We start from the raw sequence: 22,236 nt of genomic DNA, 5'->3' as shown, positions 1-22,236 counted from the left end.
AGATAAAATAACGTTCTCATCAAGGCTAACTATACAAACGCATTAACCTTAAGCAACAAAAAAGGGATATTCACATATCCCTTTTTTATATCTAGATTGTGCTAACTAACATGACGACCACTAGCCCAAGCAGAATTAGAACTGATAATGCAGACCCACAGCAAACTGTTTAATATCAGTGTCGATATCTATAGAGTTGTGACGATCTGCTTCTAGATCACCCGTAGTCACATCGTAGCTTACGCGGATATTTAAGTGCTCTGTTACCGCCGCATTAACGCCAACACCATAGGTCCAACCGAAACCGGTGAAGTCTTCATCATCGGAGCCGTCATCAATCACCAGCGCCATAGAAGCGATGCCCACTTTCGCATAAGCAGAGAAGATGTCATTGATTTGTGCGGTAAATTTAGGCGTGAAGCTTAATGCGCCGGCACCTATATCAACATCTCTGTCGCCAAGATCTCCAGTGGCGAACAGGTTGGCTTCTAAACCAAACCACTCATTGAAGTTGTAACCACCGTAAACGCCAAAGCCAGTACCCGACTCTGATTCATCTAAAACATCGACAGTCACTTTATTGAGGGCTCCGCCCACATAAAAGCCAGTTGTGTCGGTTGCAGCAGAGACTTGAGTCGCCAGAAATGCAGACAATAAAGCAGCGGCAACAATTGATAATTTTTTCATCATAATTCCCTAATGATTTAACGAAAGTATTAAACGGCGTGGATATTACAATAAGCAGATCTGGGGTGTCATCGTTTAAATGAGCAAAACACTAGCCGTACAGCATTTATTCAGCTTGAGTCAAAAACGAAAGCTATAGTTGATATTTATAGAGGGAAATCATACTCACTTTAGACATTATCTTTTTATATCTAAAATCATTAACGGCTTTAACTTAGCACCCGCAACAATCCTATAAAACTTGCATATAGCCAACGGATGAGGGAACGACGCCTTCTCACATCCAAACATTCGGATACGACAACTCTGCCAGTCGCCACACAAGTAATACGTGTACGCCAAAGAAATAATGGCCAGATATGGACTCGATAAGCTTGGTTAGATATTTCGAAATCAATTTTCTGCGGTAAGTAATAAAGATGTTTACGCAGAACTAACTGACTCCAAGCTCCCGCTATCACAGGAGATACGGTACTATCCGCTTGATTTACTATCGAAGATTTCTGTTCCATCAGGAGCGTGATTTCTGCATTCACAGGAATGCTAACGTCAGAAATCACAGATTCGGCTATCAACTCAAAGCGAGTCGATAGCCTATGATAGCGGCATATCAATCGAGTGGAATGATCCCATCTGTGACTTTGCTTCTGCATCCATGCCATAGCTTGCCCTTAATTTATGCTTCGTTTACATCAGGTTTGACTGGATCTTGGTGAATAATCACCTCAGCATCTTCGAAGGCGGCTTTGACTCTTATCCCTGTCGTATCGGCGATATTGTGGGCTTCATTCAAACTCAAATTGCCATCGAGTTCTAAATGAAATTGAATAAAAACAGTTTTGCCTGCTTGACGAGTGCGTAAATCATGCAGCCCTTGCACCCGTGGATCTTCCATCGCGATTTGCGTGATTTGCTGGCGAGTTTCTTCGTCTAGCTCTCTGTCTAACAAGGCTTGAATTGAGCGATAACCTAAGCCAAAGGCTTGATGACCAATATAAAATGCAATCATTACCGCAAATAAACCGTCAGCCCACCACCAACCGTATTGCGCTAATACTAATGCCAACAATACCGCACCATTAAGGAATAAATCTGATTTATAGTGCAGCGAATCAGCTTCAACCACAGTACTTTTTGTCGCCGCTAATGCGCGTTTCTGCAACATGACTAAAGCTAACGTCATCACAATCGCTATGATAGAAACAACTACACCTATGGTGGCATTTTCAACCGGAACAGGTGTTAATAGACGCTCGCCACCATAGAACAGTAATAAAAATGCGGAGCCCATAATAAAGGCGGATTGCGCTAGAGACGCTAACGGTTCAGCCTTACCATGGCCATATCTGTGGTCATGATCCGGCGGCACAAGCGCGTAACGAATGGCAATAAAATTGATAATAGAAGCGAGAGCATCGGCAAAGGAATCCGTCAAAGATGCCAACATACTGGCAGAGCCGGAATAAAGCCAAGCGAACATCTTGATAAGAATAAGGATCAAAGCGGTAGCCACGGAAGCGCGGCTAGCCAGTTTGACCCAAAAATCGTATTGGGAAGTTTGAGTCATAAGGGATCTATCTTGGGAAGCTATGACCCTATTGTATATCAGCTAAGACGCTTAACCGCGAGGTTCTTTACCAGCTTGTGCTTCAAATCGCGCTTTAAACTTAGCTTGCTGCTCTGGTGTCAGCAGATTAAATATTTGATTATGCAGCTTCATACGTTCAATGGCTTGAATTTGACGCTGCTCTTGCTGCGCACTCATCAGTGCCTTTGCTTGTGTTTCATCAAAACTTGGCGCGGTAATTAAGGCCTGCATCTCAGTGCGATGGGCCAAGCGTTCCTCTTTCGTTGGACGATTATCAGCGCGCGTGGCTTTCTGATCGGCAAACAACTTTTTGACGTCAGCTTTCTGGGCATCCGTTAAATCGAGCCCTTCAAACATACGATGCATGCCACCGTGGTCCATATGTCGGCCGCCATGTTCCATGCGGTCGCCTTTATGGAATTCAGATTTAGAGAAGTCGCAGCCAGCATCCTTAGGTGCTGCATTAACTGCCGTCGCGAAAACCGCAGAACTCGCTAGAATGGCAAACAGGCTCGCTTTCAAAGGTGATAATGTTTTCATAGTGTTAACCTCGATGGTTCAACTTTAATATGGCAAGTAATAAGACACAGTGACGACCCTTTTAAGCCGAGTCACTTTCGACCCTTCCAGTCTAAACCCCTATATGTAAGTGAGGGCGTTGCCTGAGTAAATCACTGTAAAGTTGCGGCAATAACTCTATTCTTTACTTTGGCTTACATTGCTACACAGCAATTGACATCAAAACAGGTATACTCAGCCAAAGCGCTAAAAGTGCCTATGATAAACAGGCATACGAGGCCACATTACAGAGATTAAGGAACAGTATGAGTCGGATATTATTAATCGATGACGATCTGGGGTTATCTGAGCTACTAGGGCAACTGCTCGAGTTAGAAGGGTTTCAATTAACCTTGGCTTACGACGGTAAACAAGGTTTAGATCTGGCACTGACTGCAGATTACGATCTGATCCTACTCGATGTCATGCTGCCTAAATTAAACGGTTTTGAAGTGCTACGCGCACTGCGCCAACATAAACAAACCCCAGTATTAATGCTGACCGCTCGCGGCGATGAAATCGATCGCGTAGTTGGGCTTGAAATCGGCGCCGATGATTATCTGCCAAAGCCGTTTAATGACAGAGAGTTAATCGCCCGTATCCGCGCCATTATTCGTCGTTCGAACTTAACAACCCAAGAAATCCATGCCGCGCCCGCCCAAGAGTTTGGCGATCTACGCTTAGATCCATCGCGCCAAGAAGCTTACTGTAATGAGCAATTAATCATACTCACAGGCACTGAATTCACTCTGCTGCACACCCTAGCACTGCACGCTGGAGAGTTGATGAACAAGGAAGAGTTAAACGAGAAAGTGCTCGGCAAAAAACTCATGCCCTTCGATCGCAGCTTAGACATGCATTTATCGAATCTACGTAAAAAACTCCCCGAGCGTAGCGATGGTCGGCCAAGGGTGAAAACCATCCGTGGCAAAGGTTATATTTGGCTCCCATAACGGCGGTATCGACTGTGCCTAATCGTTTATTTATCAAATTATTGCTCGGATTTTGGCTGTGCAGCTCGCTAATCATTGCCTTAGTGGGTCTGTTACCATTGCTGCAACAAAATCACGACCGTGCGCCACTGCCACCTCACCTTGAAAAAGTCCTATCGACGATAGCTAAGCGCATTCAAGAAAACCCCGCCTTACTGGAATCCGATTTTCTTCGGCGCTGGGAAAGACACAGAGACATGGAAGGTAAACCTCTGCGGGTCTATCTTGTCAACAGCCAAGGCCAAGTGATCAACACCCACAGGGTGAGTCGCGGTGTGCGCAGCTTTATGCTGATGGCAGATGAAGAAAAACAACCGATTAGCCATCAGTTTAAAGATGAGCTGGTGTTTGGTCCCTATCAATTTAATCTGGGCGCTGAAACCTATTCACTTTATGGCCGCCTACCGGATAACCATCCACGGCCTTGGTTCTTCTTCTTCGCCGAAAATAAGTTATTAACCTTAAGCCTAGCGATTTTCCTTTCGGGATTATTATGTGGCTTGCTCGCGTGGCATTTAGGTAAGGCATTAAATTCACTTAAAAAGAGTGCTAATGCCCTCGCAGAGGGTGACCTAAGTCACCGAGTCGATAAGTCCACCACTCAGCGCAACGATGAAATTGGTCAGCTCGCCACGGCTTTTAACAGCATGGCCGACTCCATCGAAGCTATGGTGAATAATCAACAGCGGCTCATGGGGGATATTTCCCATGAACTACGCACACCATTGACGCGGCTACAGTTATCCCTTGCCCTCGCCCGTAAAAAAGGTCAGCAGACCACCGAAACGGAACGCATAGGTTATGAAGCTGAGCAACTCGAAAAGCTTATCAGTGAATTGTTAGAGCTCTCGCGGGTCAAGCTCAGTACTAACGAAACCAAAGTACATTTAGGCTTGGCCGAATCCCTGAGCCAAGTTTTAGACGATGCGGAATTTGAAGCAGAACAGCAAGGTAAAAGCATTACTATCGATATCGATGAAGAAATTGAGTTAGCGCATTTTCCTAAATCACTTTCCCGCGCGATTGAAAACCTGCTGCGTAACGCGATCCGTTATGCCGCAAGCGATATTCACCTGCAGGCGAGTGCGACGGCTGATCAAGTACAAATTACCATAAAAGACGATGGTCCAGGCATAGATGCCGCCGAACTCGATGCCATTTTTAAACCTTTCTACCGCCCCGACTCGGCACGACAAAGAGAAAGCGGCGGCTGGGGACTTGGGCTGGCAATCACTGAAGCGGCGATTACCGCCCACAAAGGTAAGATTAAAGCCGAGAACCGTATACCAACGGGCCTTAAAGTGACGATTACACTGCCGAAATAGCCGATATGAAGAACAAGTACAGGAGGCTGAACTAATTAATCGTAATTGGCAACACCTCAGTGTTGCCATTGTGTTAAAACGTAGAAAACGAGATTATAGCTTAACTAATACACGTCCTGTGACTTGACCTTGGATAATTTTATTCGCGAAATCAGGCACCTCTGCCAATGATATCTGCTGGCAAGCTTGCTGATAAAAATGTTCGGGTAGTGCTTTAATCACAGCTTCCCACGCCGCTTTTCGCTTCTTAAATGGACAAGAAACGGAGTCGATTCCCAGTAGGCTAACACCCCGTAAAATAAACGGCATAACGGTTGTTGGTAATGCAAAACCACCCGCTAAACCACAGATAGCGGCGGCGCCACCGTATTGCATTTGCGCTAATGCTTTGGCGAGGATCTTGTTGCCAACGGTATCGACCACACCCGCCCAGCGCTGCGCCTCAAGCGGCTTAGCATCCTGTTCAAGTTCACTGCGATCAATCACTTCTGAGGCGCCAAGCTCCTTCAATAAAGGCGCATTCTGTTCAACTCGACCACTGCAGGCAACCACACGATAGCCAGCATTGGCGAGCAAAGTCACCGCCACAGAACCCACACCACCACTGGCACCTGTGACAAGAATATCCCCACTTTGCGGTGTTACCCCAGCCTGCTGCAGCGCTTGCACGCACAACATCGCCGTAAGCCCAGCAGTGCCTATCATCATGGATTTAGCGGCATCACAACCTTGCGGCATGGGCACCAGCCAGTCGGCTTTAACTCGCGCTTTTTGCGCCATACCACCCCAGTGGTTTTCGCCTACGCCCCAGCCCGTCAAAATCACCTGATCACCAACTTGGTATCTTGCATCCGTCGATTCGCGCACCACGCCTGCAAAATCGATGCCTGGTACCATAGGAAACTGACGAATGATTTTGCCAGCACCGGTCACAGCTAAACCATCTTTATAATTCAGCGAGGAATAGGCGACATCAACCAAGACTTCCCCTTCTGGCAAATCAGCTTCTGTGATTTGTGAAACTTGAGCAAACGTACGTTTATCTTCTTGCGTCAGTAGTAAGGCATCAAACATGAATCGCTCTCCGAAGGCCAAACCGTATTAAACGATATTCAAAAAGTTACCATAAAAGGCATAGACATCATTAACAAGCAGACTTATTGCTAATAGTAAATGCTGAGATCTAAACAGATTAAAGATAATGACCAAGAGTGATCGGGCGCAAGATCTAGCGTCTTTATTGCTTTAAACTCGCCTGCTGTAAAGCGCCGCTTTGACCCCAGTAGCGGGCAAACTCAGTCAAGGTCATTCCGGCATTATTCGTTAGGTTCGCATCGCATTCTTTCGCGTATAGCCGCTTTACGATAGTGAATTCGGCCTTAATCACTGCGCCCATCATTGCCGTATTACCACGCTTATCTTGCAAACAAGCATTAGCACCATGCTCAAGCAATAAATCCGTTGCAGCCTCTTGGCCGTTATAGGCCGCCACCATTAGCGCGGTATAGGTTTGACTATTTCTCTGGTCAATAGGGAAGCCCGCATCGAGAAAATGCTCAAGCACTGTGATATCGCCGGTACGCGCTGCAGCAAAAAAGTAGTCCACCAGCAATTGTACTTGTGCGGTATCGGGCTCGTCCGTTTGACTGACAGTTGCGGGTGTAACCAATGGCGCTTGAAGCGAACCCGCCCCCATTGCCACCGACATACTCAGGGCCACAATAATCAATAATAAGATAGCAATAGTGTGTTTCATCAATGGCTCCCAGCACAGCTAAAATAGAGATTTAAACAATGAGACGTGACGAAATGCCCGCAAGACGCCCTCTTAAACTGGGCAGAAAAGAGCTTGTTTACGTCTTGCGGGACTTACTGGGTTTGGACTGTTAACGCGCAAATCTCTGCGACCAAAACAGTCCTAAAAATAACAACATCAGATTGAACGCTGTTTAACCTCGGCCAGATCACCCTTTACGGCCTTGGTTAAACGCTCACCAAACTCTGGGTCTGCACGATAAAAGTGACTGAGCATCTGATGTTTCACATTGGTATCGTTCACTTTGCCTAAGTCACCGGCCAAGTTAGTGATCAGATCTGCTCTATCTTGCTTGCTCAAGCTGCGATAAAAGACGCCCGCTTGGCTAAAGTTATCCTGCTTGCTAATAGCCGTTTGTTGCACAGTCCCCGTCAGCGCAGTTGTTACCGCACGATAACGATTATCTTCGGCCAAGGCTAAATGTACGCTCGGTTGATAGTTCACATCGGACTGGGTATGCCCCATATTGCCCGCACCTTCTTGGTTGTGGTTTGCCACCGCCACTAAGGGTTTATTAATCGGCAATTGCGACAAATTCGCGCCGAGTCGATACAGCTGAGTATCGGCGTAGGAGAACATGCGGCCTTGCAATAATCTGTCTTCCGAAGGCTCAATCCCTGGGATCAAATTCGATGGCGCAAATGCCGCTTGCTCAGTCTCTTGGAAGAAGTTTGCAGGCATGCGGTTCAGCGTCATAGTGCCCACTTTTTGTTCTGGCACATCTAGCCACACCTTAGTGGCGTCTAACGGGTTGTAATCAAACTTATTAAGCTCAGTCGGGTTGAGTAATTGAACGTACAGATCCCACTTAGGATAGTTACCCTTGTTGATCTCACTATAAAGATCATCGGTTAAATGGTTAAAGTTTTGTCCTTGGACTTTAACCACTTCATCGGGACGTAAGCCTTTAACACCTTGCAGACTCTTCCAGTTAAATTTCACATATTTAACTTGGTTATCTCGATTTACAAATTTGTACGCATGCACACCGAAACCGTCCATTTCACGATAACTGGCAGGTACACCTAAGTTACTGTAAACCTGAGTCAACATATGGGTTGAACCCGCTTCGTGACTGAAAAAATCGAAGAAACGATTCGGATCTTGCATATTGGTCACTGGCGATGGTTTGAGTGAATGCACCATGTCAGGAAACTTGATCGCATCGCGAATGAAGAATACGGGTAAGTTATTACCCACTAAGTCCCAGTTACCTTGGTCCGAATAAAATTTGGTCGCAAACCCTCGGGGATCACGCAGCGTTTCTGGCGAACCTTTCGAGTGGATCACGGTAGAAAAGCGCACAAATACGGGCGTCACTTTACCTTTTTGTGCAAAGGGTGCCGCTTGGGTTAGGTTGCTAAAATCGCCACTCGATACAAACTCACCATGCACACCTGTACCTCTGGCGTGGACGACACGCTCAGGAATACGTTCACGGGCAAAGCGTTGTAGCTTCTGGATAAGCTGCACATCTTGCAATAACACGCTGCCATTACTGCCCGCTGTGGTCGAGTTTTGGTTATCACCCACAGGTGCACCATTGTCACGTGTCAGGGTATTTGTTGGTAAAGTTTGAGCCTGTACATTCAATGTCAGACCCATAGAAATAATTAAAAGGCTTTTAGTAAGATGCATAACAGTTCCTCTTCTATGCATAACGCCAAGCTCTTTTCTGCCTGCCCGCAGTATAGTTCTGAATTTGTAATTAGAAGAAGCGGTCTTTATCGATTATATGAATCAATAAAACCTATTAGACATAAATTGGCAACAACAAAAAGTCCCATTGTCAGATACTGAAGCTAGAGATTGTGGACTAAAACCTCTCGGTTTTAGTCTATTGCGAAGTGGATAAACGTGGGGTGATTAAGAGATATTTAGCAATTGATTGAGCTTCACAACAAGAGACGTAAGCTAGCATTAATCCTTAATCCCCATCAGTTTTAATCGCCGGTACAAGGCATTACGGCTGATCCCTAAACGCTTAGCGCATTGGCTCACATTGCCATTACAGGCTTGGTATGCCTGCAGCACATTGCTATAAATCGCCTCATTTAGGGAATCCGATTGAACCTTTGTGGCATTCGGCTCCACAGCGAACTTACCACTTTGCAGGGGTGATGCAGAACGTTGACGGCTTACCTCTTTAAATTCATCACATAAAGATGCAGCTTGTAACTGGTCTACTTTTAACGGCTCGCATGTTAGTTTGGCCGCCAGATAATCAGGTAAATGCTGCCAAGTTAAAGTGTCATCGCCTTCAGCCATCAAGCAAGCGACTTGCATGAGGTTATCCAGCTCACGCAAATTCCCCGGCCAGTCGTATTGCATCATTTTCCCTAACAGTTCTGGGCAGATATCCTGCGCGGCGATACGATGTTTACGATGCAATTTATGGATAATACGCTCGATATCCTGCCGCTCACGCAGCGCAGGTAAACGTACTTGCAGACCATTCAATCGATAGAATAAATCTTGCCGAAACAGCCCTTGAGTCACCTGTTGTTCTAAATCCATATGGGTTGCGGCAATGATTTGGATATCGACTTTAAAGCTTTGATTACTGCCAACGGGTACCACTTCGCGCTCTTGCAATACTCTGAGTAAACGACTCTGGGCCGCCAGCGGCATTTCACCTATTTCATCTAAAAACAAAAAACCGCCGTGGGCTTGGCGAATTTTGCCGATAAATCCAGTGCGGTTTGCTCCAGTAAAAGCGCCTGCCTGATAACCAAAGAGTTCAGATTCGACTAACTCTGCAGGCAATGCCGCACAGTTCACCGCCACTAAGGGCTCGCTGCGACGCACACTCTGGGCGTGGAGCTTTTTAACAAACTGCTCTTTACCGACGCCGGTTTCTCCGAGCACTAACAGCGGAATTTGCTTGGTGATCACCTTATTGGCATGTTGCCATGCGCGCTCAAGTTGAGGATCGCGAAATCGCACGCCCAGTTGAGTGAGCGATTTATTGCTCATCGCTACCCGACTCTTGGCGTTGGGAATATTTAAGGGCTGAGTCTGTAGATGCAAGTCTAAATGCTGATTAAAGCCACCCGCACGGCTCCAATTATCGCCTAAGTACTGCTCGACGGCATCGCCGACCTTAGCATGGTTAAGCAATTGTTTCGCCATGGGATTGCAACCCACAATGCGACCATCGCTGTCGGCAATCACTATGCCCTGCCAACCCGAATTCAGTAAATTTGGCTGCGCCGCTAAATCGATTCGATAATGGCTATCGGGCAAGTGACACAAGAGCGCGGTCTCGACCTGCTGCGCCAAGCTCGACACTAACATCAGCGTCTGCTGAGTGTGTCTTTGCTGCTCACTGGTGATATCTATCACCCCGAGCATCTCACCTTGGGGAGAAAATATCGGGCAGGCGGTGCAACTCATAAAACGATTCTGACGAATAAAATGCTGCTCACCCACTACAGATACTGCTTGCTTGGCTGTGAGTGCCGTCCCTATCGCATTGGTGCCCTTGTGCTGTTCGAGCCAATTCACCCCGATATCCAAAGCCACGTCCGCCAATTTTGTGGAGTAGCGGCTCACGCCCCAGTGCCTAAGCACATAACCCTCGGCATCGGAGAGCAAGAGTCGGCTATTAGAATGCGCCATCAACTGATTGAACAAGGGCAAAGCATGGGATTGCACTAATGCAATGAGCATTTGATATTGCTCATGTTTCTGCTTAAGTTCGCTGGCGTCGAGCCTAAGCTCTTGGGGTAACTGAAATTCTGACAAGCCAGCGCCAATGCTGCGCTGCCACGAATCGGCCAACCACGCCTGTGTCGATGGTAAATGCGGTTTAACTGCCATAGCCGTGCTCCCCCGAGCTGTGTTCCGTTTCGGCACAGTTGCAGTGTGCCGTTCGATGACAAAGTGACCACAGGACACACCTCTCTCCCTGAGTGCCCACACTGTTTCAAATCTGCAAAATTAGCTTTTCATCATACTGTTAGCACAACAAGTGTACAACTCTTGCCAGTTTGGCACCCTCCTTGCGATGCACCTTAGGTATGCAAGTCTCAAGTGTTACGTTAGAGAACACTAAGCTAATCAACAAGAAGGAATGATTCTATGATTTATGCTCAACCCGGAACCGCAGGCGCAATCGTTAACTTCAAAGAAAAATATGCCAACTTTATCGGCGGTAAATGGGTCGCCCCAGTCAATGGCAAATACTTCGACAATCGCTCACCCGTGAATGGCCAAAACTTTTGCCAAATCCCGCGATCCGATGCCCAAGATATTGAATTAGCGCTAGATGCCGCCCACGCAGCGAAAGAAGCATGGGGTAAAACCTCAGTCACCGAACGCTCAAACCTGTTACTGCGCATTGCCGATCGGGTCGAGCAAAATCTCGAATATTTAGCCGTAGCCGAAACCTGGGAAAACGGTAAAGCGGTGCGTGAAACCTTAAACGCCGACTTGCCCTTATTCGTCGATCACTTCCGCTACTTTGCCGGTTGTATCCGCGCACAGGAAGGCAGCGCCGCCGATATCGACGGCAACACAGTCAGCTATCACTTCCCAGAACCTTTGGGCGTAGTCGGCCAGATCATTCCTTGGAACTTCCCGCTCTTGATGGCGGCATGGAAAATCGCTCCAGCGTTAGCTGCGGGTAACTGTGTAGTACTCAAGCCTGCGGAGCAAACACCAGTATCGATTCTGGTATTACTCGAGCTGATTGAAGACCTATTACCCGCGGGCATTCTTAACGTAGTCAACGGCTTTGGCGCGGAGGCGGGACAAGCTCTGGCCACCAGCAAACGCATTGCTAAGCTTGCGTTTACGGGCTCTACAGAAATTGGTTATCACATTTTAAAATGCGCCGCCGAATCCTTAATTCCATCGACCGTTGAGCTTGGCGGCAAATCGCCTAACGTGTTTTTTGCCGATGTGATGGACCATGAAGACGAATATTTAAATAAGGCCGTCGAAGGCATGTTACTGGCCTTCTTTAACCAAGGTGAAGTCTGTACCTGCCCATCTCGGGTGCTAGTCCAAGAATCGATTTTCGATCGCTTTATCGAGAAAGTGCTCGCCCGTGCGCAAACCATTAAGCAAGGCGATCCCTTAGATACCGACACTCAAGTTGGCGCTCAAGCCTCTAAAGAACAGTTCGATAAAATCTTAAGCTACTTAGCCATAGGTAAGGCTGAAGGTGCAGAAGTGCTACTGGGCGGCACACTTTGCCAACTCGATGGCGGCCAAAGCGAAGGTTATTACATCAGCCCGACGATTATGAAAGGCCACAATAAGATGCGTATCTTCCAAGAGGAAATCTTCGGCCCTGTGATTTCGGTCACCACCTTCAAAGATGAAGCCGAAGCCTTAGCGATCGCTAACGATACTGAGTATGGCTTAGGCGCTGGTGTGTGGACGCGGGATATGAACACGGCACAACGTATGGGACGCGGCATTCAAGCGGGCCGCGTTTGGATTAACTGTTACCACGCCTATCCTGCCCATGCCGCTTTTGGCGGATACAAAAAATCCGGTATTGGCCGCGAAACCCATAAGATGATGCTCAACCATTATCAAAATACCAAGAATCTCTTGGTAAGTTACGATGTGAATCCACTGGGTTTCTTCTAAGGGGCTTTGTTAGGAGATTTATCTAAGATACTTTCTATAAAGGACGTCTCTAACCTTCTACAGCAGTTGTTCTTAGCGGTTGCAGCTAAGCGTTGTTGAAAATGGTGTATTAGCAGTGATTGCTGTGCAGAAGTCACATAAATAAGAAAGGGCGATTCGCCCTCTCTTTGTTTCTGCCTCACATATTAATAAATCAAATGGTTACACAAAAAGCACTTACAGAAACATACCACCTGAGGCTTCGATACGCTGGGCATTAATCCAAGCAGCCGCAGGCGATAGCAAGGCACTAATCGCGCCGCCGATGTCATCCGGTAAACCCACACGTCCTAACGCAGTTTGCTGCGCTAAAAACTGATTCATCTGTTCATTATCCCGTACAGCACCGCCGCCAAAATCTGTTTCAATCGCCCCAGGGGCAAGCACATTGACCCGAATACCCCTCGGGCCTAACTCCTTCGCCCAATACTTAGTCATAGTTTCGACCGCGCCCTTCATAGTGGCATACGCGCCAAATCCGGGAATCGCAAAACGTGTTAAGCCGGTGGAAATATTGACAATGCTTCCCCCATCAATCAGCTGCGGCAATAAGGTTTGCGTCAAAAAGAACGGTCCTTTGACGTGGATGTTCATCAAGGTATCGAACTGTTCAATACTGGTTTCCGCCATAGGCACATGAATCCCGATACCAGCATTGTTAATCAAATAGTTAAACGACTCCCGCTGCCAAGTCTGGGCTAATACAGTGCTCACTTGAGTGGCAAACTCGGCAAATGAGCCGCTATCGCTCACATCCAGCTGCAGTGCTACCGCTTTGCGTCCCAGCCATTCAATCTCGGCAACCACTTCAGCGGCCGCTGCAGCATTCGTTTGATAGGTCAGGATAATATCTATTCCCTGAGCCGCTAATTTCAGGGCCGTGTTTTTACCTAAACCGCGGCTAGCGCCAGTAATAAGTGCAATTGGAGTCGTATTCATGGTCAGTCCTTATAATCGTCGCTGGAAGTGAAACCTAAGCCTTGAGGCCTAATTAACTGCACACAGCTTATTACTTGCAATTAACGAGATAAACACACTATAAATGCTAAGACTGTTAGCCAATAAAGGACAATCGCCGTGCAAGATAGACTGCAAGCCATGCAAATTTTTATGCGGGTCGCTGAATTACAAAGCTTTACCCAAGCAAGCGTCAGCTTAGGTCTATCGAAAACCCATGTGTCGAATGTGGTGGCGCAGTTCGAAACCTTTCTAGGTGCGCGCTTGTTACAACGCACCACGCGGACGGTACGCTTAACCCAAGATGGCCAGAGCTGTTACGAGCGCTGTAAAAGCTTACTGGCGGAATTTCAAGAATTAGAAAGCCTGTTCCAACTACAAGCCGAGCAAGTGTCGGGACGGCTCAGAGTCGATATGTCGACGGGCATTGCCCGCAACTTAGTGCTCCCAAAACTGGCTGAATTTATTGAGCAATATCCGCATATCGAGCTTGAACTGAGCAGCACAGATCGTAAGGTGGATGTCATTGCCGAAGGGTTCGATTGTGTGATTAGGGTCGGCAGTGTGCAGCAAGAAGGATTAATAGCGAAAAAGCTGGGGCATTTTAAGATGCAGAACTGTGTCAGCCCAGCCTACATTGCCAAATACGGTAGACCCGAAAGCCTTGAAGATTTGACCCAACACAACCACAAACTCGTCCATTACGTAAGCCAATTAGGTGGCACTGACTCAGGCTTTGAATATCAAGATCCCCACACTCATCAAGCGAACCTTACTATCCAACTGCCTAAATTGATTACGGTCAATAATGCCGATGCCTATGGCTCAGCCTGCTTGGCGGGGTTGGGGATCATTCAAGTGCCCAGCATAGGGGTGGCTAAGTATTTACACACTGGCGAGTTGGTCGAGATCCTGCCAAATTACCCTGCGCCGCCCATGCCTGTAAGCTTGCTCTACCCACACAGGCGGCACTTATCCAAACGCCTGCAAGTCTTTATGGCATGGTTAAATCAGCAGATGACGCCGTTTTTAATCCCACATTAAAGGGACTTTTCGATGGCTGCTAAACGCTGATCCAATTCGGCCATAGCGGCGGCCGTTTGCGGATCGCTTTGGGGATCAACAACTTCAATCAGCTTAAGTTTCGGCCGAGTTGTTAACCAAGAGCTGCCCGCAGTAATGACTAAATCCAGCACAAACTGACCGTAATAGTGCAGTCGCAAGCGGTTATCGGCTATGGGCCAGTGTGAGTGCAGTAAAAATGAATCATACATTTGCGCCAAAGATGTCGTCGCAATGAGCTTAAACGCTTCATCAAGCAGGCTAAACTCGGTTGATTCTTCGAAGGGACAATCAAAAGAAGTGATGACCAGATACCCCGAGGTTTTATTGGGTAAAACGCAGCGATATTGGCCTTCAATCACTCGACCAGCAATAAAGGTATGAGTATGTTGGCCATTGAAATACAAAGGCATTTTCAGTGGATTAGGCTCAAGTCCATCAGTACGTGCTGTTAGCAGTGAAAATGCCGTTATCGGTTGCATCCTTTACCCCACTTATCTCGCCTGTCCGCGAAAACACACGTCGCGTGGCTCTTGCGGATTCAAATCACTAGGACTGGGGGCTTTTCCAATAGCAGCCCAATAAGATCAAGTAACCGACAAAATATGCCACGAGATCGAGTGGATCAAAATGGCTACCTATCACTATCCGCGCCAAGCGATTTCCGCCCAAGCCTAGCTTGTCGACTAAACCCCAATACTGGCCAAACTCGATAGCAAAGGCAAACAGCAATACCGCAAACGCCAGCCAAGGAGTTTGAAATAAGCGCTTAATGCCCTCGTCTTTACTATTGGCGACCGAATTGACTGCTAGAGGAACGACAGCCCGCACCATGCAAAACAGTAAGATCACCACCAATACATCGCCCACAAAACCACGAATAAAACCCGCAGGCGCATATAAAGCGATTAAGACTTCAGTCAAAAATAATAAAACCGCATAAATAAAAAAGGATTTACGACTCGGATTGCGGCTGATGAAAGCGCGAATAACGGCGGTAGACATAGATAAGTTAGTCCCTTCACTCGGTTGAGGTGGCAGAATTTACCGTAATACCAAGAGGTTAACAAGCGAGCCTTCGTTGATATTTAAGGCTCGTCACCCAGGCAAGCGCGCCACTTAACGCCACCAATTCACTAAATGTTCGCCCCTCAAAATTTAAGCGAGGTTTAAGTTTGGGTTAAGTAGCCTACACCTAAACCCACTTAGGAGCGTCACACCATGTCATCAAACACACTGCAAACCATCAAAGTCTGGGACCTGTTGATCCGCATATTCCATTGGTCACTCGTCGGTTTTTTTGCCTTAGCCTACCTCACTGAAGGCGAAGACGAATGGATGACCATCCACAGTTACGCAGGTTACAGCATCTTAATTTTACTGGTGTTTCGTCTGCTGTGGGGCGTGATTGGTACCCACAATGCGCGCTTTAGCAACTTTATCACTCGTCCTAAAGAAGTGCTGGTGTACCTCAAAGGACTCATCACAGGCAAAGCCAAAGACTACATAGGCCATAACCCCGCTGGAGCAATGATGATAGTGGCCTTGATTGCCAGCATAGCCATCACGGGGTTCTCGGGTATGGCTCTGTACGCTACCGACGGATACGGCCCATTAGCTACGAGCTTTTTCGCCACTTGGCCCGAAGGCGCCATAAAAGAAGTCCATGAATTATTTGCCAACTTCACCGTGTTCCTTGTGGTCATCCATGTTGGCGGCGTCATCGTCAACAGCCTATTGCACAAAGAAAACTTAGTCAGAGCCATGGTCACTGGTAAGAAACAACGCCCTATGGAACAAAAAGATTAATCCATTAGCCATTTTGCTTAGCAATAAGACATCCAGCCCAAAAGGAATGCCCTATGAACAGATTAACCAGACACACGAATAAAAGTCGCCTTGCCATTGTCGCGATTTCCACCTTGCTGCTGACTAGCCTTAGCGTTAGCGCCGCCAACAGTAAAGTGCAAAGCCTGCCACTTAGCGCCGAGCGTATTGGCACTCAGCTGCAAAGCTATCAAGCCCAAGGTGCTGGACCCTTTACCGCCGCCGCAGGACAAAAGCTTTGGCTACAGGACATGGACGGCCGCAGCTGCGCCAGTTGCCATACCGCCAAAGTCACCGAAATGGGGATGCACCAAAATACCCGTAAACCCATTGACCCTATGGCGCCGTCGATTACCGCAGATCGGTTAACCGACTCAGCCAAAATTGAGAAATGGTTTACCCGTAACTGTAACTGGACTTTTAAACGCGACTGCACGCCGCAGGAAAAAGGCGATGCCTTACTCTGGTTAAGCCTGCAATAACCGCCAAATGTCTACCTTATAACTCATTCAATTAGCTAATTTAATTAGATCAAATAATTTCAATACCTTCCACAGAAGGTAACGGCACAAAAAGGAAGATGTCATGACTAAACAAGCACACCCTATTAGCTGGTTCTTAGGTTCATCACTCACAGCTGCGGCATTAGCCATTGGCGTTATCGGTATCAGCCTAACCTTAACCGGCACAGGCTATGCGGACGATGGCCGCGGGCTTAGCCGCGCCATTCCACAAAATGCGGAATATACGGCAGAATGTGGCAGCTGCCATATGGCTTACCCCGCGAACTTACTCCCCGCCGACAAGTGGCGCGCCATTACCGCAAATCTTGAGAATCACTTTGGTGACAACGCCAGCCTAGATCCTCAAGTCACTGCTAGAATTGAGGAATATCTTGTTCAACATGCAGCGCAAAATGGTAAGGTGATGAAAAACAGCACGCCACTGCTTGCAGGCGCTGGGCCGCAGAAGATCACAGAACAGGCATTTTTTATTCGCAAACACGATGAGATCCCAAGACGTATGGTGCAAGATAACCCCAAAGTCGGCTCATTCAGTCAATGCAGCAATTGTCACAACCTCGCAGAGAAGGGCATATTCGATGAAGATACCGTTAATATTCCTGGCTTTGGCCGTTGGGATGATTAGCAGCCCCAGCTGCAATGCCCACGACGATGATCTTTCCAGCAAGGTGGTCGAGTGGGTTAAGGAGGGCAAGGTTTTGCCCTTCGACACCATAATGCAACGCTATGAATCAAGGCTAAAGGGACGATTGCTCGATCTCGAAGTCGAACAAAAACATGGAAGGATCATCTACGAGCTCGAAATCCTTCGTGACGATGGCATAGTGTATGAAATCAAGATTGACGCCAAAACCGGCGAGTGGCTAAAGGAAAAGGTCGACTGATGCGTTTGCTATTGATTGAAGATGATACCGATCTGGTCGCGCGCCTCATTCCCGCCCTTAACAAGGCGGGTTATACCGTCGAGCACGCCGATAACGGTATCGACGGTGCCTTTTTAGGCGAAGAAGAAAACTTCGAAGCCGTGATCCTCGATCTCGGTTTACCCGGTAAATCTGGTTTACAAGTCCTTGGCCAATGGCGACAAAAAGGCTTGACTATGCCAGTGCTTATTCTCACCGCCCGTGATGCGTGGCACGAACGGGTCGACGGTCTCAAGGCGGGTGCCGATGATTACCTCGGCAAGCCTTTTCACATTGAAGAACTACTCGCAAGGCTCGAAGTGTTGATCCGCCGCCACTTTGGCCGTGCCGACAATGTGTTGCAGCATGCAGGCGTCTCCCTCGATGTCGACAAACAAGCCGTCACTAATGTTGATGGTGCAGTGATAGAACTGACTAAGATTGAATATCGTCTGCTGCATTATTTAATGGTCAATCCCAGCAAAATCGTCTCTAAGTCCGAGCTCAGTGAACGCATTTACGAAGAAGATCAAATCAAAGACAGCAATGTCATCGAAGTGTACGTCAACCGCCTGCGCCAACGCTTAGGCAAGGATTATATCGAAACCCGCCGCGGCCAAGGTTATCGACTCAAGGAGTAAAGGCGTGTATTCACTCAAGGGTTATCTGACGCGCAATCTGCTGATCACGCTCACCTTTGCCATGGTGCTGTTATTGTATTTTCTATACCAAGGCATCCAAATATTAACCCAAGACTTTGTCGCTTCGCGTCTACAACACGATGCCGACAGTCTGATCTCCGCCCTGAATCATAATCCCGATGGCACATGGGCGCTCACCACCGATCGCTTGCCCAATGTGTACCACAGGGTTAATTCTGGGCATTATTTTGCAATTCAAATCGGCGAGCAAACCCTGCGTTCACGATCCCTTTTCGACCATAACGTGAACATGCCAAAACTGACCGCTGGTGAGCAACACCAAGCCACTGAGTTTGTCAGCAAAGAACACTGGCTGATGTTCAGTCAGGCCGTTATCAAAGATGATCAATTAGTTACTCTGTGGGTGACAGAAGATATTAGCTCGCTTGAACAAACCCAAGTGCAGTTTTTAGCCTTTGCCAGCGCAGCCGTGTTGCTCACGATTGTTATTCTATTAATGGCGCAGTATCAATTACTTAAACGCGGTTTTAAACCCTTAGAGCAGATGCCAGAAGCTATCCGGCAAATGCGCACCCAAGGGCAAGAAATCAATCCTGACCAAGTGCCAAGTGAGATAGTCCCACTGATCGAAGAGATAGATCGTTTAGTCAATCAATTGGGCCAGCGAGTACAACGCTCCCGTAATGCCTTGGGTAACTTAGCCCACGAAATGAAACGTCCGTTACAAGCGCTGCAGTCCTACCTAGAAAGCCTTCCACCAGAACAGCGGAGTGAGGGCAGCAAGGTGCTCGCAAACCTGCACCACATCATCGAGAGAGAGCTTAAGCGCACTAAGATTGTCGGCCTGTCCACTCCAGGGCGTTATACCGTGCTCGATGACGATCTTGCGCCGCTAATCAAAGTAATGCAGCGTATTTACCCAGACCGCATTATTCATAGCCATTACGCGAGCGGCTTAGTGATACCGTTTGATCGGGATGACTTACTCGAACTCTTAGGCAACTTGCTGGATAATGCCTGCAAGCATAGCCGCAAGAACATTGAGATCCGTATAGTGCATCAAACGGCTCCCACCGCAGGTTATGGGATCATAGTCAGCGATGATGGCGAAGGCGTCTCCGATGCCGCGCTGTCCGTTATCATTGAGCGCGGCATTCGGCTAGATGAAAGCATCCAGGGCCATGGTTTAGGATTATCTATCTGCAAAGATATCGTCGACAGTTATCAAGGCGAACTCGGTTTTAGCCATGCGAAACAAGGCGGACTTAAAGCCAGCATATTTCTGCCGCTCCCGAGTTAAACGGTATACTCACTCGGCCTGTGCCCACTGAGTTCATGCAAGCCAATAGAGGGTATAATTTGCCCATTCCCCCTTTCAGCAATCAGTCTAGAGATTTATATGAAAGTTATCGACCTAAAATCTGCCCCGCAACACATTCCACAATTGGCGGAGTGGCATCATCAAGCATGGGCACATTTGAGCTCTGCGGATACATCAGTCACCACGCTGATTGAGGAAATGCACGATTATTTAACTGACGCAGCTATTCCTAAGATGTTTATCTGCGAACAGGCAAATCAAGTAATGGGATCATCGTCATTAATCGCCGCCGATATGGACAGCCGAACCGACTTAAGTCCTTGGCTCGCCAATGTGTATGTGAATGCAAACCATCGAAATAAAGGATTAGGTAAGTTGCTCGTCAATGCCGTCATTGAGCATGCTAGAGCAATTGGTTTACAGAAAATCTATTTGTTTACTGCAGATAAAGCCGATTTTTATCGAGCGCTGGGTTGGTCAATGATTTCACATGAAGATTATAAGGGCGAGATGGTCACGATAATGGAGTATGAATTGAGTCAGCAAAGTTACTAAGTTAAGAGAGCAAGCTCCACGACGGACGTCGTGAAGCTGTACATGCGGGCTAAATATCTAAATGTGATATCCAATACTTAGCGACAAGCCAATGGCTTTAGTCAATTTCTATATCCACGCCGAAACGATTGGATAGTTGGCGTTGCTCGTGCAGAATTTCAATTCGGCGGCGAGTGTCTTGGGTCAACTTGTCTTTGAGGCGCAAACCACTGGTAATGGCGGCTTTTTTTGCTTTCTTGCTCTTCATCGGTAAATCAGTTGTCGTTGCATCCGTAGGACTCTCGACGGCTTGAGATTCGATAGACATAGCTAACTCCTTTAATTAGAACCTTAAATAGGCTCTTCCAGTAAATCCCTGTTCAAAACGAACAAACAGGTCATCTTTATAATGAGTCAATTCGCCATTCACTATTTAAGTAATAGATAATTTGGCGACTCATAAACTTACGGCCCATATCATTTACCTAAGCCAACAAAATTAAATCACATGCTAACAGGATAAAAATAATCGAGACGTAAGGTCGAAATGAAAAACTGAGTATTGATTGACTTCATCAGCGTAACAGAACCCTAACGAGTCCTAAATTTCCAGCGACAAAGCGGCATAACATAGGTAGAGAAAGAACAGGTGGTAATGCAGAAAGGTTGGTAAGCTCAAGCGGCAAAGCGCTGCTGCGCAACAATTAGGCTACGCAACAGTACTACATCTAGCCTAGATTTACGACTTATATGGCATAGCGCCGAGGTAATCTTTCTTGCCAATTTCAACACCGTTGTGGCGCAAAATCGCGTAGGCTGTTGTTACATGGAAGTAAATGTTCGGAATAGCATGCTCAATGGCAAACTCATAACCTGTAAGATATTTTCCTTCCCATCGTGGTTGTGAGACATGGATCGTGGCCGCATTAGCAAAATCATCCGCTTTAAACGTTGCTAAATAATCCAAAACTGAGCTAATACGCGCTTGCAACTCTGCCAGCGTCGTCTCGCTATCATCATGCTTTGGCACTGTATCTAAGTTATCAGTCAAACGTGCTACGCCAATTTTGGCAGTATCGCAGGCAATTTGAACTTGGCGAATAAGATTGAATTGATCCGGCGCTAAACGTGAGTTTAAAAGAACCGCCATATCAACTTTCTTGAGGTTTGCGAAGCATTCGCCTTTTTCAAGAATAACGCTTAAATTTTTCAGCATCTTGCTAAATTGTACAACCGTTAAATCATAAAGCATGGCATAGACCTCATTGATGGACGCTACAAAACTGCAGCACTTAAGACGATCTTGGGGCAAATTACTCAATTTCAATCATTCTTGGAATTTAAGTATCTGCTTAATAATAAATACTTCAATATAAACGATATTAAGTCAATTAGGACAAGAAAAAGATAGACGTTACCTGTAGGGATAGAGCGTCAGCTACAAGCTAAGAGATTAAAATTATCTCGGACTGATCCGAATAACAATAACGTACACTCGTAGGAATTGGGATGGCCGGCTATGACGATAACCATTTGAGCGATAGCATCACTGGGACGGATTATCCGCGACGCCATAACGAAAAAAGCCTCATCTTTCGATGAGGCTTATCTCTTAATGTTGGCGGAGCGGACGGGACTCGAACCCGCGACCCCCGGCGTGACAGGCCGGTATTCTAACCAACTGAACTACCGCTCCTTTAGCTTAACGTCTACACGTTAACCTAAATTAGGCGCTTGGCGATGACCTACTCTCACATGGGGAGACCCCACACTACCATCGGCGCGTTTGCGTTTCACTTCTGAGTTCGGGATGGGATCAGGTGGTTCCACAAGGCTAT

At 47.2% G+C, this 22,236-nt stretch carries 24 protein-coding genes, 1 tRNA gene and 1 rRNA gene; 11 read left to right on the top strand and 15 right to left on the bottom strand.

The features are described 5' to 3' along the window. Nucleotides 1-135: 135 nt before the first annotated feature. The 4 genes from L5M38_RS12950 to L5M38_RS12940 all read right to left on the bottom strand — a co-directional run bounded on the left by L5M38_RS12950 (nt 136) and on the right by L5M38_RS12940 (nt 2,815). Nucleotides 136-687, bottom strand: coding sequence for a porin family protein (locus L5M38_RS12950; protein WP_113941367.1), 552 nt, complete (start codon nt 685-687; stop codon nt 136-138). 209 nt (nt 688-896) lie between these two features. Beyond that, a complete protein-coding gene (locus L5M38_RS24480) occupies nt 897-1,349 on the bottom strand; it encodes a hypothetical protein (protein ID WP_317630247.1) in 453 nt (150 codons plus the stop codon). Nucleotides 1,350-1,363: 14 nt separating this feature from the next. Further along, the gene (locus tag L5M38_RS12945) at nt 1,364-2,254 is read right to left on the bottom strand and encodes a cation diffusion facilitator family transporter (RefSeq protein WP_263179369.1); all 891 of its coding nucleotides are present in this window, start codon (nt 2,252-2,254) and stop codon (nt 1,364-1,366) included. A gap of 51 nt (nt 2,255-2,305) precedes the next feature. Beyond that, nucleotides 2,306-2,815 carry a Spy/CpxP family protein refolding chaperone gene (locus L5M38_RS12940; protein WP_106648427.1) on the bottom strand — a complete coding sequence of 170 codons (510 nt, stop codon included), beginning with the start codon at nt 2,813-2,815 and terminating at the stop codon, nt 2,306-2,308. 284 nt (nt 2,816-3,099) lie between these two features. Here L5M38_RS12940 and L5M38_RS12935 point away from each other — a divergent pair, with 284 nt between their 5' ends. Both L5M38_RS12935 and L5M38_RS12930 read left to right on the top strand, forming a co-directional pair. After that, nucleotides 3,100-3,786, top strand: a complete 687-nt coding sequence (locus tag L5M38_RS12935; protein ID WP_105251061.1) for a response regulator — start codon at nt 3,100-3,102, stop codon at nt 3,784-3,786. Nucleotides 3,787-3,800: 14 nt separating this feature from the next. Then, complete coding sequence (locus L5M38_RS12930; protein ID WP_113941371.1) at nt 3,801-5,150, top strand: ATP-binding protein; 1,350 nt, start codon at nt 3,801-3,803, stop codon at nt 5,148-5,150. A gap of 93 nt (nt 5,151-5,243) precedes the next feature. Here L5M38_RS12930 and L5M38_RS12925 read toward each other — a convergent pair whose 3' ends face one another. The 4 genes from L5M38_RS12925 to L5M38_RS12910 all read right to left on the bottom strand — a co-directional run bounded on the left by L5M38_RS12925 (nt 5,244) and on the right by L5M38_RS12910 (nt 10,788). After that, nucleotides 5,244-6,224: an MDR family oxidoreductase gene (locus tag L5M38_RS12925; protein ID WP_263179368.1), complete on the bottom strand. Its 981-nt coding sequence runs from the start codon at nt 6,222-6,224 to the stop codon at nt 5,244-5,246. Between the two features lie 163 nt (nt 6,225-6,387). Next, nucleotides 6,388-6,906: an ankyrin repeat domain-containing protein gene (locus L5M38_RS12920; protein ID WP_105251059.1), complete on the bottom strand. Its 519-nt coding sequence runs from the start codon at nt 6,904-6,906 to the stop codon at nt 6,388-6,390. 177 nt (nt 6,907-7,083) lie between these two features. Then, on the bottom strand, nt 7,084-8,604 hold the full coding sequence (locus L5M38_RS12915) for a catalase (RefSeq protein ID WP_317630246.1): 1,521 nt from the start codon (nt 8,602-8,604) through the stop codon (nt 7,084-7,086). A 282-nt stretch (nt 8,605-8,886) separates the two neighbouring features. Continuing rightward, nucleotides 8,887-10,788 carry a sigma-54-dependent Fis family transcriptional regulator gene (locus L5M38_RS12910; RefSeq protein WP_263179366.1) on the bottom strand — a complete coding sequence of 634 codons (1,902 nt, stop codon included), beginning with the start codon at nt 10,786-10,788 and terminating at the stop codon, nt 8,887-8,889. 261 nt (nt 10,789-11,049) lie between these two features. Between L5M38_RS12910 and L5M38_RS12905 the strand changes: the two genes are divergently transcribed. Then, complete coding sequence (locus tag L5M38_RS12905; RefSeq protein ID WP_006079725.1) at nt 11,050-12,570, top strand: aldehyde dehydrogenase family protein; 1,521 nt, start codon at nt 11,050-11,052, stop codon at nt 12,568-12,570. Nucleotides 12,571-12,786: 216 nt separating this feature from the next. Here L5M38_RS12905 and L5M38_RS12900 read toward each other — a convergent pair whose 3' ends face one another. Further along, nucleotides 12,787-13,548: an SDR family NAD(P)-dependent oxidoreductase gene (locus tag L5M38_RS12900; RefSeq protein ID WP_263169670.1), complete on the bottom strand. Its 762-nt coding sequence runs from the start codon at nt 13,546-13,548 to the stop codon at nt 12,787-12,789. A 138-nt stretch (nt 13,549-13,686) separates the two neighbouring features. Here L5M38_RS12900 and L5M38_RS12895 point away from each other — a divergent pair, with 138 nt between their 5' ends. Continuing rightward, nucleotides 13,687-14,610: a LysR family transcriptional regulator gene (locus L5M38_RS12895; protein ID WP_263169667.1), complete on the top strand. Its 924-nt coding sequence runs from the start codon at nt 13,687-13,689 to the stop codon at nt 14,608-14,610. Here L5M38_RS12895 and L5M38_RS12890 read toward each other — a convergent pair. Next, nucleotides 14,607-15,110, bottom strand: coding sequence for a hypothetical protein (locus tag L5M38_RS12890; protein ID WP_263169663.1), 504 nt, complete (start codon nt 15,108-15,110; stop codon nt 14,607-14,609). The genes L5M38_RS12895 and L5M38_RS12890 overlap by 4 nt on opposite strands. Nucleotides 15,111-15,177: 67 nt before the next feature. Further along, nucleotides 15,178-15,633 carry a DUF2809 domain-containing protein gene (locus tag L5M38_RS12885; RefSeq protein WP_107949738.1) on the bottom strand — a complete coding sequence of 152 codons (456 nt, stop codon included), beginning with the start codon at nt 15,631-15,633 and terminating at the stop codon, nt 15,178-15,180. Nucleotides 15,634-15,849: 216 nt separating this feature from the next. On the opposite strand from L5M38_RS12885, the gene L5M38_RS12880 reads away from it, so the two are divergent. The 7 genes from L5M38_RS12880 to L5M38_RS12850 all read left to right on the top strand — a co-directional run bounded on the left by L5M38_RS12880 (nt 15,850) and on the right by L5M38_RS12850 (nt 20,419). Beyond that, the gene (locus L5M38_RS12880; RefSeq protein WP_263179364.1) at nt 15,850-16,437 is read left to right on the top strand and encodes a cytochrome b/b6 domain-containing protein; all 588 of its coding nucleotides are present in this window, start codon (nt 15,850-15,852) and stop codon (nt 16,435-16,437) included. Between the two features lie 53 nt (nt 16,438-16,490). Beyond that, nucleotides 16,491-16,937, top strand: a complete 447-nt coding sequence (locus L5M38_RS12875; protein WP_263179363.1) for a DUF1924 domain-containing protein — start codon at nt 16,491-16,493, stop codon at nt 16,935-16,937. Nucleotides 16,938-17,040: 103 nt separating this feature from the next. Beyond that, complete coding sequence (locus L5M38_RS12870) at nt 17,041-17,604, top strand: diheme cytochrome c (protein ID WP_126490951.1); 564 nt, start codon at nt 17,041-17,043, stop codon at nt 17,602-17,604. After that, the gene (locus L5M38_RS12865) at nt 17,597-17,863 is read left to right on the top strand and encodes a PepSY domain-containing protein (RefSeq protein ID WP_105251051.1); all 267 of its coding nucleotides are present in this window, start codon (nt 17,597-17,599) and stop codon (nt 17,861-17,863) included. The genes L5M38_RS12870 and L5M38_RS12865 overlap by 8 nt, the downstream gene beginning before the upstream one ends. After that, on the top strand, nt 17,863-18,522 hold the full coding sequence (locus L5M38_RS12860) for a response regulator transcription factor (protein WP_263179362.1): 660 nt from the start codon (nt 17,863-17,865) through the stop codon (nt 18,520-18,522). Before L5M38_RS12865 ends, L5M38_RS12860 begins: the two co-directional genes overlap by 1 nt. A 4-nt stretch (nt 18,523-18,526) precedes the next feature. Beyond that, a complete protein-coding gene (locus L5M38_RS12855; RefSeq protein WP_263179361.1) occupies nt 18,527-19,843 on the top strand; it encodes a sensor histidine kinase in 1,317 nt (438 codons plus the stop codon). Between the two features lie 99 nt (nt 19,844-19,942). Further along, nucleotides 19,943-20,419 (top strand): GNAT family N-acetyltransferase, encoded by a 477-nt coding sequence (locus L5M38_RS12850; RefSeq protein WP_263179360.1) that lies wholly within the window; start codon nt 19,943-19,945, stop codon nt 20,417-20,419. Nucleotides 20,420-20,516: 97 nt separating this feature from the next. On the opposite strand, the gene L5M38_RS12845 is transcribed toward L5M38_RS12850, so the two are convergent. The 4 genes from L5M38_RS12845 to rrf form a co-directional block, all read right to left on the bottom strand. Further along, on the bottom strand, nt 20,517-20,726 hold the full coding sequence (locus tag L5M38_RS12845; protein WP_105251048.1) for a hypothetical protein: 210 nt from the start codon (nt 20,724-20,726) through the stop codon (nt 20,517-20,519). Nucleotides 20,727-21,137: 411 nt separating this feature from the next. Next, nucleotides 21,138-21,650: a DUF1993 family protein gene (locus tag L5M38_RS12840; RefSeq protein ID WP_063885021.1), complete on the bottom strand. Its 513-nt coding sequence runs from the start codon at nt 21,648-21,650 to the stop codon at nt 21,138-21,140. A 367-nt stretch (nt 21,651-22,017) separates the two neighbouring features. Continuing rightward, a tRNA-Asp gene (locus L5M38_RS12835) sits at nt 22,018-22,094 on the bottom strand. A 36-nt stretch (nt 22,095-22,130) separates the two neighbouring features. Beyond that, nucleotides 22,131-22,236 (bottom strand): 5S ribosomal RNA (rrf, locus tag L5M38_RS12830); the annotation flags it as partial.

The sequence above is a fragment of the Shewanella sp. SM101 genome (assembly GCF_025654465.1).
In the GTDB taxonomy this organism is placed as follows: Bacteria; Pseudomonadota; Gammaproteobacteria; order Enterobacterales; family Shewanellaceae; genus Shewanella; species Shewanella oncorhynchi.
The sequence above is the reverse complement of the archived record's forward strand: the minus strand, read 5'-3'. Positions and strand labels throughout refer to the sequence as shown.

Bases quoted from the DNA above. Each gene is read 5' to 3' on its own strand.
- L5M38_RS12945 (WP_263179369.1), bottom strand. From the start codon at position 2,254: ATGACTCAAACTTCCCAATACGATTTTTGGGTCAAACTGGCTAGCCGC.
- L5M38_RS12885 (WP_107949738.1), bottom strand. From the start codon at position 15,633: ATGTCTACCGCCGTTATTCGCGCTTTCATCAGCCGCAATCCGAGTCGT.
- L5M38_RS12905 (WP_006079725.1), top strand. From the start codon at position 11,050: ATGATTTATGCTCAACCCGGAACCGCAGGCGCAATCGTTAACTTCAAA.
- L5M38_RS12900 (WP_263169670.1), bottom strand. From the start codon at position 13,548: ATGAATACGACTCCAATTGCACTTATTACTGGCGCTAGCCGCGGTTTA.
- L5M38_RS12860 (WP_263179362.1), top strand. From the start codon at position 17,863: ATGCGTTTGCTATTGATTGAAGATGATACCGATCTGGTCGCGCGCCTC.
- L5M38_RS12940 (WP_106648427.1), bottom strand. From the start codon at position 2,815: ATGAAAACATTATCACCTTTGAAAGCGAGCCTGTTTGCCATTCTAGCG.
- L5M38_RS24480 (WP_317630247.1), bottom strand. From the start codon at position 1,349: ATGGCATGGATGCAGAAGCAAAGTCACAGATGGGATCATTCCACTCGA.
- L5M38_RS12925 (WP_263179368.1), bottom strand. From the start codon at position 6,224: ATGTTTGATGCCTTACTACTGACGCAAGAAGATAAACGTACGTTTGCT.
- L5M38_RS12920 (WP_105251059.1), bottom strand. From the start codon at position 6,906: ATGAAACACACTATTGCTATCTTATTATTGATTATTGTGGCCCTGAGT.
- L5M38_RS12865 (WP_105251051.1), top strand. From the start codon at position 17,597: ATGATTAGCAGCCCCAGCTGCAATGCCCACGACGATGATCTTTCCAGC.
- L5M38_RS12850 (WP_263179360.1), top strand. From the start codon at position 19,943: ATGAAAGTTATCGACCTAAAATCTGCCCCGCAACACATTCCACAATTG.
- L5M38_RS12880 (WP_263179364.1), top strand. From the start codon at position 15,850: ATGTCATCAAACACACTGCAAACCATCAAAGTCTGGGACCTGTTGATC.
- L5M38_RS12915 (WP_317630246.1), bottom strand. From the start codon at position 8,604: ATGCATCTTACTAAAAGCCTTTTAATTATTTCTATGGGTCTGACATTG.
- L5M38_RS12875 (WP_263179363.1), top strand. From the start codon at position 16,491: ATGAACAGATTAACCAGACACACGAATAAAAGTCGCCTTGCCATTGTC.
- L5M38_RS12890 (WP_263169663.1), bottom strand. From the start codon at position 15,110: ATGCAACCGATAACGGCATTTTCACTGCTAACAGCACGTACTGATGGA.
- L5M38_RS12840 (WP_063885021.1), bottom strand. From the start codon at position 21,650: ATGCTTTATGATTTAACGGTTGTACAATTTAGCAAGATGCTGAAAAAT.
- L5M38_RS12845 (WP_105251048.1), bottom strand. From the start codon at position 20,726: ATGTCTATCGAATCTCAAGCCGTCGAGAGTCCTACGGATGCAACGACA.
- L5M38_RS12935 (WP_105251061.1), top strand. From the start codon at position 3,100: ATGAGTCGGATATTATTAATCGATGACGATCTGGGGTTATCTGAGCTA.
- L5M38_RS12870 (WP_126490951.1), top strand. From the start codon at position 17,041: ATGACTAAACAAGCACACCCTATTAGCTGGTTCTTAGGTTCATCACTC.
- L5M38_RS12950 (WP_113941367.1), bottom strand. From the start codon at position 687: ATGAAAAAATTATCAATTGTTGCCGCTGCTTTATTGTCTGCATTTCTG.
- L5M38_RS12910 (WP_263179366.1), bottom strand. From the start codon at position 10,788: ATGGCAGTTAAACCGCATTTACCATCGACACAGGCGTGGTTGGCCGAT.